Here is a 15,113-nt window from a genome sequence, read left to right on the forward strand (position 1 = left end):
GGCGTTGGCGGGCATGACCTATCCTGATCCTGCGCTCGTGGCGCCTGCTGTCGTCGCTTCTGGAGCTCGAGTCGTCGAACCCCGGCAGTTCGCCACCGGATTCTCGTGGCCGGAGTGTCCTCGCTGGCACGACGACACCTTGTGGTTCTCCGACATGTACACCGCCACGCTGAAGACCCTCGACAGCTCGGGAAACGTGAAAATCGCGGTCGATGCGACGGGGCGCCGGACCCCAGACGGTGTCCCCATCGTCCTCGGGGGCTTCGGGTGGCTTCCGGATGGCAGACTGATCGTCGTCTCCATGCACGAGCGACTGGTCCTGGTGCACGGCGGGCGCGACGAGGACGACCTGCAGGTGTACGCCGACCTCGCGCCGTTCTGCCCGTCGGCGGCCAACGACATGGTCGTCGACGCCGACGGCCGTGCCTATGTCACACAACTCGGGTTCGACATCTTCACCGAGAACCCTCAGGTGGCCTCGTCGCCGTTGATCGTCGTCGAGCCGGACGGTTCGCCACACACCGCCGGCGCCGTCGGACCTCTCCAGTGCGCCAATGGGATCGGGATCAGCTCGGATGGTTCGCAGGTGTATGCGGCCGAGGTGTTGCGTTCGCGGATCGTCATGATGGACCGAGCGTCCGATGGCAGTCTCAGCGCGCCCGAGGAGTTCGCGGGGTGCCCGTTCTTGCCGGACGGAATCGCGCTCGATGAGGAAGGCGGCGTTTGGGCGGCGCTACCCGGAGGAGGCCACGTCGTGCGGGTGACCGGAGACGGCATCACCGACGCCGTACCGATCCCGCTCTCGGTCGGGTCGACCGCCGCATGTGTTCTGGGTGGCCCCGAACGGTCGACGCTCTACGTCATGGTGGGCGTCGAGGTCTACGACTTCGAGAAGTCGGCCCGCGAGAAGCTGGGGTCCATCTGGACGGCTGAGGTCCCGTACCGCGGCGGCGCCACGCGCCCTTGACGTCGCCTCGACGTCACAACCGAACAATCGTCGAATTTGAGGATGGACATGAAAAGACTCGAAGGAAAAGTTGCCATCGTCACGGGCGCGGGACGAGTGGGCAACATCGGCCTCGCGGTGTGCGAAGCGTTCTTACGCGAGGGGTGCACGGGTGTCGTGGGAACCGACTTCCGCACCGACGAAGCCGAACAGATCAACGAGCGGATCAGCGCAGAGTTCGGCGAGGGACGATTCCTGCTGCTGCAACACGACGTCACCTCCGCTGAGGGCTGGACGACGGTGGTCGATGCGACGGTTCGGGAGTTCGGAGTCATCGACATTCTCGTCAACAATGCGGGGATCTCGGTCCATGGAGGGGTCGCCAGCAGCAGCCTCGAGGACATCCGCAGGGTGATGGCGGTCAACCACGACGCGCTGCTACTCGGTATGCAGGCGTGCCTCGAGCAGTTGCTCACTGCCCACGAGCGCTTCGCCGGTGGCGGCGTGGTCATCAACAACCTGTCGATGTCGTCGTACATGTCCAATCCCAACAATCTGGCCTACTCGGTGTCCAAAGCCGCCGGGCGAATGCTCACACTGTGTGCCGCAGATGAATTGGGGCCGCAGCGGGTTCGCGTCAATTCGGTCCATCCGGGACTGACGATGACCCCGTTGATCGAAGAGGCGCTCGTCGAGTACGTGGACGGCGGTCTGTGGTCCGATCGGGACGCAGCCGAGGCCGCTATCTCGAGTGCCGCGCCACTGAACACGAGCAGCCGGCCCGAGGACACTGCGCACGCATTCGTCTACTTGGCATCCGAGGAAGCTCGTTTCGTCACCGGAGCCTCGCTCTACCACGACGGTGGAATCGGTCGCCGATTCTGAAGGGCGTCGCGGATGTCACCTGCTCTTCGGGCGCGCATCGCATCGTCATCGTTGATCAATACGGGCCGCACGACTGCGGCCGAAAAGAAGAGGAGTAGACATGTTTGATTTGACGGGACGCACCGCATTCGTGAGCGGCGCGGGGCAAAGTGTCGGTGAAGGAATCGCGAAAGTTCTTGGTAGACAGGGCGCATCCGTCATCGTCAACGATCTGCACAACGATCGCGCCGAGAAGGTCGCCGCAGCTATCGTCGAGGAGGGCAACCGGGCTGTCGCCGCGGCGTTCGACGTGACCGACTATGACGCAACGCGCGACAACATCCGCGCCGCCGAAGCCGCACTCGGCGGGCAGGTGAACATCGTGGTGAACAATGCCGGCGTCGCGGAGGGTCGAATCATCAAACCGTTCCGCGATCTGTCACCGGAAGACTGGCGGGGGCCCATCGACCTGAACATCTTCGGGGCGATGAACTGCATCAAGGTCGTCCTGGACGGGATGTGCGATGCCGGCTGGGGGCGCATTGTGCAGATCTCGTCCGGCTCGGCGCGCACCGGCCAGAACATCAACCAGACCTTGTACGCGACGGGCAAAAGCGGAATCGAAGGCTTCATCCGCCACCTTGCGGCCGAGACCGGACAACACGGGATCACCGCGAACATCGTCGCTCTCGGCCACCAGAAGAATCTCGAAGACAAGATGCCCGCGGAGATGATCGACGCCATCCTGCAGACCATCCCAATCGGTCGACTCGGCGACCCGATCGAGGTCGGGGCGTTCTGCGCGTACCTCGCCTCCGACGAGGCCGGCGGCATCACCGGCCAGACCCTCGACTTCAACGGCGGGTCGCAGACGCGATGAGCGTCGGCGCGGTCACCCTCTCGCTCACCGCGATCCGGGTCAGCGATCTGTCGAGGTCGGTCGAGTTCTACACGAAGGGTTGCGGTTTCGAGATCGAGCGTGAGTTCACCACACCCTCATTCACCGCGGCGATCGTCCGCGCCGGCTCGGCGGGCCTCGAACTCATCCTGCCCACCGACGGCGCGGCCTCCGAACCCGCCGAGCACGGCGACATGCTGCGCAAGTTCGTCCTCAACACGAACGACCCGGAGGCGGTCATCGGCCGTGCCTTCGGATTCGGCGGCAGCGTGATCGCCGAGGCCACCGAGTATCCCGAGTACGGGATGACGATCGGGGTGATCGCCGACCCGGACGGATACGAACTGGAATTTGTCGGGCCGGTGCAACCCCGGGCATGACAAGGACCACTGAGCGGGAACTGAAGGGTATGGGTCACCGCGAGGCCTTTAGCGTGGCCGCTGTCGGTTGTGACCAGGAGCGCGGCCGGCGCGAGATCGACAACCGCGCGCGCCGGGACGGCCGGCGCGGCGGCAGAACACGGAGTGCGCAATGACTTGGAACAGCAGTTACGACGTGGTCGTCATCGGTTCGGGCGGTGCCGCACTGGCCGGCGCGCTCGCGGCGACCTCGCGCGGACTGACGGTGTGTGTGGTCGAGAAGACCGACCGGTTCGGCGGAACCTCGGCCTACTCGGGCGGCAGCGTGTGGTTGCCCGGCAACCACGTCCTCGCGCGCGACGGTGTCGACGACTCGGTGGAGACCGGGCTCACCTACTTCCGCAACACCGTCGGCGAGCGGACCGACCCCGGCGTGCAACGTACGTTCATCGAGACCGGACCGGTTGTTGCCGATTTTCTCGAGAACAAGATCGGGATTCCGCTCGAACACCGACCGTTCCCCGACTACTTCCCGGCGCCGGGCCGAAAGGACTACGGGCGGAGCATCTTCGCCAAGCCGATCACCGCCGACGAGGTGGGCGTTCGAGTCCACGACATCCGACCGATGGTCCCTGCCGATCAGTTCGGCATCGACATGGACCGTACGGTGCTCGACGGCGGGCAGGCGTGGATCGCGCGGATGCTGTTGGCTCTCGACGAATCCGGGCGCGCCGATCTGTACAAGGAGACCGCGGCCGAGTCCCTGGTCTCCGACGACTCCGGACGGGTCACCGGCGTCGTGGTCCGCAGTGCGAACGACGAACGCAGGATTCAGGCGCGTGGCGGGGTCCTGCTCGCGGCCGGTGGCTTCGAACGCAACGCTGAGCTGAGACACGATCTTCAGCACATGCCCTCGTCGGAGTGGACCTCGTCGCACCCGGCCACGGGATCGGGCGACGCCCTCGCGATGCTCCGGAGTGTCGACGCCGAGCTGGATCTGCTCGACCAGTCATGGTGGTGCCCGGCGACGCTCTTCCCGAACGGCCACGCGGTGTTCACGCTCGGCTTGCGCGCGGGGATCATCGTCGACGAGACGGGCAGCCGTTTCGCGAACGAACTGCTCCCGTACGACCAGATGGGTCGCGCAATGCGCGAACGGATGTTGGCCGGCAAGGGTGACGGGTTCTGGTACATCTTCGATGACCGATCGGGCGACGACCTTCCGGCGATCTGTGCGCCGTCCCCGGACCGCGAGGCGATGACCGAGGCCGGTTTGTGGCACACCGCCACGTCGATCGAGGACCTTGCCACCGCGATCGGGATCGACGCCGCGGCGCTCACCGCAACGGTGGATCGCTTCAATCAGCTGGCCGCGCAGGGCAGCGACGACGACTTCCAGCGTGGCGAGGACCCGTACGGCCGGTTCTTCCTCGGTGCACAAACGGCCGGCCAGTGCCTCGTCGCCCTGGACGGGTCACGCTTTCACGCGGTTCGGATGGTCCTCGGTGATCTCGGGACGAAGGGCGGGGCGGTGATCAACGGCGACGGTGCCGTGCTCAGCTCCGGCGGGAACGGCGTGGTGCCCGGACTGTATGCGGCCGGTAATTCCACGGCTTCGATCTCGGGGGAGGTCTATCCGGGTCCGGGCACACCACTCGGTTCCGGGATGGTCATGGCCTACCGTGCCGTCGCAGACATGGCCTCACATCTCGCTGACGCGGGACGGGCAGCCGAAACCGCCTGACGGCGAAACGATCTGGAGCTCGATCCGGAACGCGCGTTCCACAAAGACTCCGGGCCGTGGCGCAGCAGAATGCGCGCCGCGGCCCGGCTCCATGTCCGTCTCAGGCCGATCGACGAATCCGTTTCAGAGGTGACTGCCGCCGTCGATGCGGATCTCGGTGCCGCTGATGAAAGCCCCGTCGTCGGAGGCCAGCATGGCCACGACGCCAGCGACCTTTTCGGGTCCCGCCATGCCGGGTACGGCCGGTGGTTCCGCGCGCTCGACCCGCACCACCGGTTGCATTTTCATGAACAACGACGCGTCCGAGTCGTGCGGCAAGCCGGGCGCCGAGGTCATCCCGGACGAGATGCTGCCGGGCGCTACCGAGACGGCCCGGATGCCCTGCTTGGCGAACTCGAGCGCGACGGTGTGCGTCATCGACTGGATGCCGCCCTTGCTGGCCGCATACGCGGCCATGTAGGGGTGCGCAAAGCTTGCCGAGGTGGAACTGAAGTTGACGATCACGCCGCGGCCGCATTCGATCAACGCCGGCAGCGACTCACGGATCATCAGGAAGGTACCGGTCAGGTTGATGCGAATGATTTGATCCCACTCCTGCAGCGTGACCTGCTCGGTGTGTCCACTGCGGAGAATCCCGGCGGCGTTCACCAGTACGTCGAGTCCGCCGAGGTGTTCGGTGGCGAAAGCGACGCCGTCACGGACCGAATCCTCGTTGCCGATGTCGATGGCACGCGAGACGAACTGGTCGGGTTTCGCGACGTCGGCTGCCGCCTGCGCGGTTGCGGCGAGCCCGTCGCCCGAGACGTCAGCCCCGACCACGGTGGCACCCTCGGACAGCAGTCGCAGAGCGGTGGCCCTGCCGATACCCGATGCTGCGCCCGTGACCAGGACCCGTCGGCCGTCGAATCGATTCATCCGTTCCTCCTTCTCGTCGCCCCGTCCAGTACACGAGGACTCTGGGCCTCGATCGTGCCCCGAGGGGAGGGGTGCGTCGCCTACGTCTCCCACTCGGTGGGCGTTCAGGCGGGGGAGAATTGCAGCTCAGTGGTCCGCCAGATCGGCGGCGACACACCGGTCCCAGATCTCGCGCGCTGCGATCCGGACCGGGCCGAGGAGTTTGCGATGATCGAGCGCTCCCACCGGGCCGCAGATGGAGAGGCCGGCCATGTTGCCGTAGATGTGGTCGGGGGGGCCAATCGACACACCTACGCACGCGATCCCCGGGAAAGCCTCTCCCCGATCAAACGCGCCACCACGATCACGGATCTGCGCGAGCTCGCTGTCGAATCGCGATGCCGTTGTGATGCTGAGCGCGGTACGCCGGACGAGTGCACCATCCTCGTCTGTGTGCAGACCTCTAGGTGAGATGCGTCGCGGCGATATCTCCGCGTAGGCGAGTACGACTTTCCCGAGCGCGGTCAGGTGTGCTGGGATGCGTTGGCCCACGGCGGTCGGGGTAGGGCCCGACAGTCGTCCGTTGACCTTTGCGAGGTAAACCATGTCGCCGCCGTCGACGACGCCGAGTTGCATTGTGTACCCCGTCCGACGAGCGAACGCGGCCATCACGGGGCGCGCGCCTTGGAGGAGCCGGTTCTGATTCAGCGCCGCTTGACCGAGCTCGTAGGCTTTGACGCCGAGTTCGTAGGTCTGATCCGGCGAACGTGCCAACCACCCGGCACCGGCGAGTTGCTCGAGCAGACGATGCACGGACGATCGCGGCAACTTGGTCCGCGCGGTGACCTGCGCAAGGGTCAACGGCCCGGTCCCGTTGAAGGCCTCGAGCACCGTCGACACCCTGTCCACCACGGAAATCGGGGCGCCGCCCGTCTGTGTCGTTCTCACCTGACCTCCTTGTGTGATACCGGTCACGATACCCTCGCGTGGCGACCGGCTCGTCAGGGCACGTCGGTCGCCTCGACGGTGGCAGTAGAGGCGACCCCCCGTCGCCTCGTGTTCCCGGCCAGCGGAACGGTCCTGCTTCCTTTTTGTCGGACATGCCTATCCTTTCGCGGACCGTTTGTAGGTTCGCGCGCGTCCGGTCTTCGCTCGGTCGATGCGGCCACCCCCCCAGAACCAATGAGGAGACTGATGCCCAACGACGTGATCGCCGACGTCGACATGGAGGCGTTCCCGGCAGCCGGAGCGGCCGCCGAAGGAGGTCGTGGCCGACGTGTCCGCGTGGTCGAGGTCATTGACGAGACCGCCGACGCCCGGTCGATCGTGGTGCGTCCCCGGCCCGAGGACGCAGCCGAGTTCGAGTATGCCTCCGGTCAATTCCTGACTGTTCGGGTACCCGACGCCGGCACGGGCAGTGCGCGGTGTTACTCGCTGGCGAGTTCACCGCACGCGGACACCGACGTGAAGTTCACGGTGAAGCGCGTTCTCGGCGGGCACGGCTCGAATTGGATCTGTGACACCGTCGGAGTGGGGGACGAACTCGAGGTCCTCCCGCCCGGAGGTACCTTCGGTCCGCGCTCGCTGACAGAACCGGTGGTCCTGGTCGCCGGCGGCAGCGGCATCACGCCCGTGATCTCCATCGCCAAATCGCTGCTGTTCAGCGGTTCCGGTGACGTCTTCCTCGTCTACGCGAATCGCGACGAGGCATCGGTGATCTTCGCTGCCGAACTCCGTTTGCTGACTGAGCGGTTCGCCACGCGACTGACCGTGGTGCACATCCTGGAGTCGGTCCAGGGATACCCGACCGGCGAGGGGCTGTCGGCGCTGTTGCGGCCGATGACCGATCGCAACGTCTACGTCTGCGGACCCACACCGCTGATGGATCTCACCGTGGACGTGTGTGATCAGGTCGGCTTCCCACATGACCACGTCCACACCGAGCGGTTCCTGTCGTTGCACGGCAATCCTTTCGACCCCGTCAAGTCGCCCGAGACCATCGGCTCCGACGCTGGTGGGGTTGTCTGCACGGTCGCGGTGGACCTCGACGGCGAACGGCGCACCGTCGAATGGAGGGCGAAGCAGAAGCTGCTCGACGCGCTGCTCGCGGCCGGTCTCGACGCGCCCTACTCCTGTCGGGAGGGCGCCTGCAGCGCCTGTGTCTGTGTTCTGAGGACGGGGGAGTTAACCATGGCGCACAACGAGATTCTGGCCGAAGAAGATGTGGCGGAGGGGTATGTCCTCGCGTGTCAGGCTGAACCGGTCAGCGCAGTCATCGAGATCGAGTACTGAAACCCACCCGCCCGGGTTTCGAATCGGCTTCCCATTCGATGGGAGACGCGCGTCACAAGTGGACCTGCGGTTGCCAAGCTGATCACACCGCGATGCAGCGACGAACGTCGCCAGAATCCGATCAGGAGGCCCAGTGAGTTCCACCACCGACACCAAAGACGAGGTCAGGGTCATCGACGCCGGAGCGCCGCCGGAGCGATTTGCGCGCGGCTGGCACTGCCTCGGGTTGGTGCGCGATTTTGCAGACGGCCAGCCCCATCAGATCTCCGCGTTCGGCACCGAACTCGTGGTGTTCGCAGGCGAGGACGGCAAGATCAACGTCCTCGATGCGTTCTGCCGGCACATGGGCGGCAACCTCGCGCAAGGCACGATCAAGGGCAACACCATTGCCTGTCCCTTCCACGACTGGAGGTGGCGCGGCGACGGCAAGTGCGCGGCCATCCCATACGCGAAGCGCGTCCCACCGATTGCCCGGACCCGGTCGTGGCACACCTCCGAGGTCAGCGGACAGTTGTTCGTCTGGCACGACCCGCAGAACAAGAAGCCGCCGGCCGAGTTCGCGATCCCCGAGATCCCGACCTACGGCGAATCGGGGTGGACCGACTGGGTCTGGAATTCGATCGAGGTCAACGGGTCACACTGCCGTGAAATCGTCGACAACGTCGTGGACATGGCCCATTTCTTCTATGTCCACTACGGGATGCCGACGTACTTCCGGAACGTGTTCGAGGGGCACACGGCGACACAATCGATGCGCACACGGCCCCGGCCGGACGCGGCAGGCGTCAGTCAGAGCACCAACTACAGCACCGAGAGTCAGTCGGACGCCACCTATTACGGGCCGTCCTACATGATCGACAAACTGTGGAGCGGTGGCCGCGACCACGAGAGTGGCCCGAACATCTATCTCATCAACTGCCACTACCCGATCTCGGCGACCTCGTTCCGACTCCAGTACGGAGTCATCGTTGAGAAGCCTGCCGGACTCGCGGACGAACAGGCCGAGCAGATCGCCCAGGCGGTGGCCAAGGGTGTCGCCATCGGCTTCGAGCAGGACGTGCACATCTGGAAGAACAAGTCGCGCATCGACAACCCGCTGCTTTGCGAGGAGGACGGGCCGGTATACCAGCTCCGTCGCTGGTACGAGCAGTTCTACGTCGACGTCGACGATGTGACCCCGGAGATGGTCAACCGCTTCGAGTACGAGATCGACACCGAGCGAGCGCTGCAGTCGTGGCAGGCGGAGGTCGATGACAACCTCGCGGCCGGTCGAAGTGCATTCGCGCCGAACCTGACATCCGCCTCGGCCGACTCGGCATCCTGACCGCCCGCGCGGCCGACCTGACACATACCAGGAGAAACAACATGAGCTACGAAGTCCTCGACAAGATCGTCGAGAGCGCCGACGAATTGCGCTCCGGCGCTGAGGAATCAGAGAAACTCGGACGCCTGTCCGATGACGTCGCCAAAGGGCTGAAGCGGTCCGGGATCATCCGCCTCCTGCAGCGCAAGAAGTACGACGGGTACGAAGCCCACCCGCGGGAGTTCTCCGAGACCGTCATGAAGACGGCGAGCATCTACGGTTCGGCCGGCTGGGTTGGCGGCATCGTCGGGGTGCACCCCTGGCAGCTGGCCTTCGCCGACCCTAAGGTCCAGGACGAGGTGCTCGGCAGCGACTCCGACACCTGGCAGGCGTCGCCGTACATGCCTGGTGGCGTCGCGATCCCGGTCGAGGGCGGGTACCGCATGACCGGCCGGTGGCAGTTCTCGTCGGGAACCGACCATTGTGACTGGATCTTCCTGGGGGCCATGGTGGGTGGTGACGACGGCAAGCCCTTGATGCCGCCAACCGGACTGCACGTCATCCTGCCGCGGTCGGACTACGAGATCGTCGACGACTCGTGGGACGTGGTCGGCCTGCGCGGGACCGGCAGCAAGGACATCGTGGTTACCGATGCCTTCATCCCGGACTACCGGGTGATGAGGTCCCAGGAGGTCATCGACGGTACCGCGGCCAAGGAGTACGGCGTCACCGAGACCCTGTACAAGATGCCGTGGTCGACGATGTTCCCACTCGGAATCACCTCGGCGACAATCGGTATCTGCGAGGGTGTCCTCGCCGCCGGGATCGACTACCAGCGCGCGCGAGTGAACGCCAACGGTACCAAGATCAAGGACGACCCTTACGTATTGCACGCATTGGGTGAAGCCGCCGCGGAGATCGATGCGGCCCGGCAACAGCTGTTGAGCAACGTCGACCGGGTCTGGAACCTCGTCGATTCCGGGAGGGATGTCGACTTCGAGACCCGGGCAGCGGTGCGACGCAACCAGGTTCGTTCGGCATGGCGTGCCGTGCGGGCCGCCGATGACGTGTTCGATCGATCCGGCGGGAACGCTCTTCGGATGGACAATCCGCTACAGCGTTTCTGGCGCGACGCCCACGCTGGTCTGCACCATGCGATTCATGTGACCAGCACGACGTATCACGCATCGGCGTTGTCGTCGCTCGGAGTCGAGGTCCCTGCCGGACCGCTTCGAGTATTGATCTGAGCCGGACGAGTCGAGGACAGAACGTTATGACTGAGATCAAAGGCCTTGGGTACGTGCGGGTGTTCGCCACCGACATCGACCGCTGGCGGGAATTGGGATACGACGTACTGGGTTTCGCGCCCGGCTCTGGTCCTGAGAAGGACGCGTTGCACTTCCGGATGGACGAGCGGCCGTCGCGGATTACCGTCGAGCGCGCTGATGTCAACCGTGTCAGCGCGGTGGGTTGGGAGGTCCGTGACAATCTCTCCCTTCGGCGGTTGATGTCCACGCTCGACGCGGAGGGCATCGAGTACGCGCCGATGTCGCAAGACCTCTGTGACGCCCGCAGGATCGAAGCCGGTATCTCGCTGAAGGATCCGGGCGGCACGCCGCTGGAGATGTTCCACGGGCCGGCTCTCGATCACAGCCCGGTGATCACGAAATACGGTCAGAAGTTCGTCACGGGTCAGCAGGGTCTGGGGCACGTGGTGATGCCGACCACGAACTTCGACGAGTCTTACCGCTTCTACACCGAGACTCTGGGATTCCTGCCGCGCGGCTCCTTCCGGATGTCGTCGCCTCCCGGGGCCGGCCCCCTGCGGATTCGCTTCCTCGGCATCAATCAGCGGCATCACAGCCTCGCGATAATGCCGAGCCTCGAGGGCCGCGACCCGGGTCTGATCCACGTCATGGTGGAGGTGGACGAACTCGACGCCGTTGGCCGCGCCTACGACCAGGTGATGTCGCGCGACTTCCCGGTGTCTTCGACGCTCGGCCGGCACACCAACGACAAGATGGTGTCGTTCTACGTCCGCGTTCCAGGTGGCTGGGACATCGAATACGGCACCGGCGGCAAGCTGGTCGACGAAAGTTACTACACCGCAGAAGAAATTACCGCCGACAGCTACTGGGGGCATGAGTGGATGTGGGCGCGCGAGGCGAAAGCGGCGGCGCGCAGGGCGGCCCAGGACGAGGAAGTGGCATCGTGACGATCAGGGACTTCGATCACGATGTGGTGGTCATCGGCGCGGGACTCTCTGGTCTTTACGCGGTGTACAAGCTTCGCGCACAGGGCCTAGGCGTCCACGGGTTCGAGTCCGCCGAGGGTGTGGGCGGGACGTGGTATCACAATCGCTATCCGGGTGCGCGGTGCGACGTCGAAAGCATCGACTATTCGTACTCTTTCGACGATGACCTGCAGCAGGAGTGGACCTGGTCGGAACGATTCGCCACACAATCCGAGATCCTGGCGTACCTCGAACACGTCGCGGACCGGTTCGATCTGCGCAAGCACTACGACTTCCTGACCCGGGTGACCTCGACTGTCTACGACGAGGACACCGCCCGGTGGACGATTTCCACCGACACCGGTGAGATCACGAAGGCGCGCTTCGTCGTCATGGCGACCGGGGTCTTGTCGGCGACCAACCGGCCCGACATCCCAGGACGAGACCTCTTCGAAGGGGAGAACTACCACACCGGCGAATGGCCGCACCACGAAGTCGTTTTCACCGGCAAACGCGTCGGTGTCATCGGCACCGGGTCGTCGGGCATCCAGTCGATCCCGGTGATCGCCGAGACGGCGAAGCAGGTGGTTGTCTTCCAGCGCAGCCCGAACTATTCGATCCCGGCCGGCAATCGGCCTCTGAGCGACGACATGATCGCCGAGGTCAAGGCGAATTATGCGGAGCGCAGGCGTCTCTCGCGGGAGAGCGGCGGCGGTACGCCGAACGCCCCATGTCCGAAAGGCGCGATGGAGGTCGACGAGACCGAACGCAAGCGCGTCTACGACGAGTGGTGGCACCGCGGCGGATACCTGTTCGCCAAGGCGTTCCCCGACCAGACGATCAGCCGGGAAGCCAACGACACCGCCCGTGAGTACGTCGAGGCGAAGATCCGGGAGATCGTGGAGGATCCGGCCATTGCCGACCTGCTCATCCCCACCGACCACCCCATCGGAACCAAGCGGATCGTCACCGACAGCGGCTACTTCGAGACCTTCAATCGCGACAACGTGACCCTGGTGAACCTGCGTGCGACCCCGATCGACGAGATCACCGCCGGTGGGGTGCGCACGACCGAGCAGGAGTACCCGCTCGACATGCTCGTCTACGCCACCGGATTCGACGCAATGACCGGTTCGTTGTCGCGCATCGACATTCGTGGACGGGCCGGGCGGACGATGGTCGAGGAGTGGTCGGCCGGCCCGCGCACCTACCTCGGGCTCGCCGTCAACGGTTTCCCGAACATGTTCTTGGTGACCGGTGCCGGAAGTCCGAGTGTGCTGGCCAACATGGTGCTCGGCGCCGAGCAACACATTGACTGGATAGCAGCGTGTATCGCCCATGTCGACGGACACAACGCGGCGACGATCGAGGCGGAGAAAGAAGCCGTCGACAGCTGGGTCGCCGAGTGCAACGCCAAAGCTGCCGGGACGCTCTTCCCCACCGCGAACTCGTGGTACATGGGCGCGAACATCAAGGGCAAGCCCCGCGTGTTCATGCCCTATATCGGTGGATTCGGGAACTACGGGAAGATCTGCGCCGAAGTCGCGGAGGCCGGCTACAAGGGCTTCGTGATCTCGTGAGAAGCGAGGTTTCGCAGCATGTCTGAACGCAGGACTGACCTACACCCCGACGTCGAGGCAATGTTGTCGGCGCTGGAGGCCGGGTTCCCGGACGTGACCGAGCATGATCCCGCCGAACTGCGTGCGATCATCGTGTCCCGGCGGGCACCCTTGTCACGCCAACCCGACATGGCGGTCACCCGTGACCTCGAGATCGACGGGCCCGATGGTGGCCGTCTCCGATTGCGAATGTACGTACCGCACGGTCATTCCGACGATCGTGAAGGTGATGCCCATCCGGTTGTGGTGTTCGCGCACGGCGGCGGCTTCGTGTTCTGCGATCTCGACAGTCATGACGAGTTCTGCCGGACGATGGCGGCCGAGGTCGGCGCCGTCGTGGTGTCTGTCGATTACCGGCTGGCGCCGGAGAATCCCGCGCCGGCGGCGATGGAGGACATGTACCGGGCCATCTGTTGGACGGCCGAGAACATCGCCGGCTACGGGGGCGACCCCGCCCGGATCGCTGTCGCCGGCGACAGCGCCGGCGGCAACCTCGCCGCTACCGCGAGCATCGCCGCGCGCGACCGTGGCGGCCCGGCCATCGTCGCCCAGGTCCTGCTCTACCCGGTCATCGACGACGACCTCGAGACCGAGTCGTATCGGCGCTACGGAGTCGGTTACTACAACAGCACGAAGGCGATGCAATGGTACTGGAATCAGTACGCGCCGAATGGGCGTGACAGCGCCCGGATCATTCCCACGCGCGCGGCGTCGCTCGCCGGGCTACCGGCGGCGGTGGTGGCGACCGCCGAACTCGACCCGCCGTGCTCGGCCGGTGAAGACTACGCGCGCCGCCTACGCGAGGCCGGTGTCCCGGTCATCGAGCACCGCTTCAGCGGATTGTTCCACGGATTCTTGACCTTTCCACAGTTGTCCCTGACACCCCCTGCGCGAGAGAAGGTCTGGCAGATGATGCGCGACGTCCTCGCGTCGACAGAGTGAATCCGCCCTCCCATTGAGTGGACCGGTATGGCCCGCAGCCGGGACGGCAGGCCGAGCATAGGGCGAGATGTGAAGTCGAACACAGAGAGTGCGTAGAGGTGGTCATGACACAAGAGTTGGCGGGCCGACGGTTGGCCGGCAAGGTCGCCCTGGTCACCGGCAGCAGTCGCGGCATCGGCCGCGGGATCGCTCGCCGGCTGGCGTCGGAGGGTGCGACGGTGGTAGTCACAGCGCGGTCGACGAAGCCGTCGACGTCGGTGCGCAACGGTGAGAATCACGTGCTCGCGGGGTCACTGGCCGAAACCGTCCAGGCGATCGAGGAAGCGGGCGGCACCGCCATCGCGATCCCGGCCGACCTGGAAAACCCGGTTGACCGTGAGCGCCTCGTTGATGCCGCATCAGAGGCGGCCGGCGGCATCGACATCCTGGTGAACAATGCGGGGTTCGCCGACTACAGCAGCGTCGAGGGCATGAGCGAGAAGACTTTCGACCGCACCGTCGAGCACTACCTGAAAGTCCCTTTCCTGCTCTCGCAGAGAGTGATCCCGCTCATGCGGAAGAACGGCGCCGGCTGGATCGTCAACATCGGGTCGTCCACCGGGATGAGCCCGATTCGACCTTTCCGCGAGTACAACAAAACCTCCGGCGACGTCATATACGCGGCGACGAAGGCGGCGCAGCACCGGTTCACCCAGGGGCTCGCCGCGGAACTGCTCGACGACAACATCGCGGTCAACGCGGTCGGTCCGTCGACCGCCATCCGGACGCCCGGTGCGGCGGCACTGCTGCCCGAGGGTTACGAAACCGAGCCCGTCGAGTACCTCGCCCAAACGGTACTGGAGATGTGTACGGCACCTGCAGCGGAACGAACCGGGTTGATCGCGTTCAGCCTCCACTACCCGTGGGCGACCGAGACTGTGGTCCGAACGCTGGACGGGCGCGACGAGTTGCCGCGCCGGGAGCCGCCGTCGTGGAGCAATCCCAACATCCGCCCCGCCGGGCTCTGACAAAAGGAGTGA

At 65.3% G+C, this 15,113-nt stretch carries 14 protein-coding genes; 12 read left to right on the top strand and 2 right to left on the bottom strand.

All coding sequences use genetic code 11. From position 1 onward, the window contains the following. The first annotated feature begins 13 nt into the window (after window positions 1-13). The 5 genes from CSW57_RS12755 (at window position 14) to CSW57_RS12775 (ending at window position 4,811) form a co-directional block, all read left to right on the top strand. A complete protein-coding gene (locus tag CSW57_RS12755) occupies window positions 14-967 on the top strand; it encodes an SMP-30/gluconolactonase/LRE family protein (RefSeq protein WP_099383068.1) in 954 nt (317 codons plus the stop codon). A 48-nt stretch (window positions 968-1,015) separates the two neighbouring features. Then, window positions 1,016-1,831 (top strand): SDR family NAD(P)-dependent oxidoreductase, encoded by an 816-nt coding sequence (locus CSW57_RS12760; protein ID WP_099383373.1) that lies wholly within the window; start codon window positions 1,016-1,018, stop codon window positions 1,829-1,831. A gap of 100 nt (window positions 1,832-1,931) precedes the next feature. Next, a complete protein-coding gene (locus CSW57_RS12765; protein ID WP_099383069.1) occupies window positions 1,932-2,690 on the top strand; it encodes an SDR family NAD(P)-dependent oxidoreductase in 759 nt (252 codons plus the stop codon). Beyond that, window positions 2,687-3,088 carry a VOC family protein gene (locus tag CSW57_RS12770; protein WP_099383070.1) on the top strand — a complete coding sequence of 134 codons (402 nt, stop codon included), beginning with the start codon at window positions 2,687-2,689 and terminating at the stop codon, window positions 3,086-3,088. The genes CSW57_RS12765 and CSW57_RS12770 overlap by 4 nt, the downstream gene beginning before the upstream one ends. Window positions 3,089-3,239: 151 nt before the next feature. Beyond that, window positions 3,240-4,811, top strand: a complete 1,572-nt coding sequence (locus tag CSW57_RS12775; RefSeq protein ID WP_099383071.1) for an FAD-dependent oxidoreductase — start codon at window positions 3,240-3,242, stop codon at window positions 4,809-4,811. A gap of 123 nt (window positions 4,812-4,934) precedes the next feature. Here CSW57_RS12775 and CSW57_RS12780 read toward each other — a convergent pair whose 3' ends face one another. Both CSW57_RS12780 and CSW57_RS12785 read right to left on the bottom strand, forming a co-directional pair. Further along, window positions 4,935-5,726 carry an SDR family NAD(P)-dependent oxidoreductase gene (locus CSW57_RS12780; RefSeq protein ID WP_099383072.1) on the bottom strand — a complete coding sequence of 264 codons (792 nt, stop codon included), beginning with the start codon at window positions 5,724-5,726 and terminating at the stop codon, window positions 4,935-4,937. A 126-nt stretch (window positions 5,727-5,852) separates the two neighbouring features. Continuing rightward, the gene (locus CSW57_RS12785) at window positions 5,853-6,653 is read right to left on the bottom strand and encodes an IclR family transcriptional regulator (protein WP_099383374.1); all 801 of its coding nucleotides are present in this window, start codon (window positions 6,651-6,653) and stop codon (window positions 5,853-5,855) included. Window positions 6,654-6,929: 276 nt separating this feature from the next. Here CSW57_RS12785 and CSW57_RS12790 point away from each other — a divergent pair, with 276 nt between their 5' ends. From CSW57_RS12790 to CSW57_RS12820, 7 genes are all read left to right on the top strand, one after another. Then, entirely contained in the window at window positions 6,930-7,997 is a 1,068-nt protein-coding gene (locus tag CSW57_RS12790) for a ferredoxin--NADP reductase (RefSeq protein WP_099383375.1), read from the top strand. Window positions 7,998-8,130: 133 nt separating this feature from the next. Then, on the top strand, window positions 8,131-9,321 hold the full coding sequence (locus CSW57_RS12795; protein WP_099383073.1) for a Rieske 2Fe-2S domain-containing protein: 1,191 nt from the start codon (window positions 8,131-8,133) through the stop codon (window positions 9,319-9,321). 41 nt (window positions 9,322-9,362) lie between these two features. Then, on the top strand, window positions 9,363-10,547 hold the full coding sequence (locus tag CSW57_RS12800; RefSeq protein ID WP_099383074.1) for an acyl-CoA dehydrogenase family protein: 1,185 nt from the start codon (window positions 9,363-9,365) through the stop codon (window positions 10,545-10,547). Window positions 10,548-10,573: 26 nt separating this feature from the next. Then, window positions 10,574-11,515: a VOC family protein gene (locus CSW57_RS12805; protein WP_099383075.1), complete on the top strand. Its 942-nt coding sequence runs from the start codon at window positions 10,574-10,576 to the stop codon at window positions 11,513-11,515. After that, window positions 11,512-13,113, top strand: coding sequence for a flavin-containing monooxygenase (locus CSW57_RS12810; protein WP_099383376.1), 1,602 nt, complete (start codon window positions 11,512-11,514; stop codon window positions 13,111-13,113). Before CSW57_RS12805 ends, CSW57_RS12810 begins: the two co-directional genes overlap by 4 nt. A gap of 18 nt (window positions 13,114-13,131) precedes the next feature. Beyond that, on the top strand, window positions 13,132-14,094 hold the full coding sequence (locus CSW57_RS12815; protein ID WP_099383076.1) for an alpha/beta hydrolase: 963 nt from the start codon (window positions 13,132-13,134) through the stop codon (window positions 14,092-14,094). A gap of 104 nt (window positions 14,095-14,198) precedes the next feature. Next, complete coding sequence (locus CSW57_RS12820; RefSeq protein WP_099383377.1) at window positions 14,199-15,101, top strand: SDR family NAD(P)-dependent oxidoreductase; 903 nt, start codon at window positions 14,199-14,201, stop codon at window positions 15,099-15,101. The last annotated feature ends 12 nt before the right edge of the window (window positions 15,102-15,113 follow it).

This window comes from Williamsia muralis (genome assembly GCF_002735905.1).
In the GTDB taxonomy this organism is placed as follows: Bacteria; Actinomycetota; Actinomycetes; order Mycobacteriales; family Mycobacteriaceae; genus Williamsia; species Williamsia muralis_A.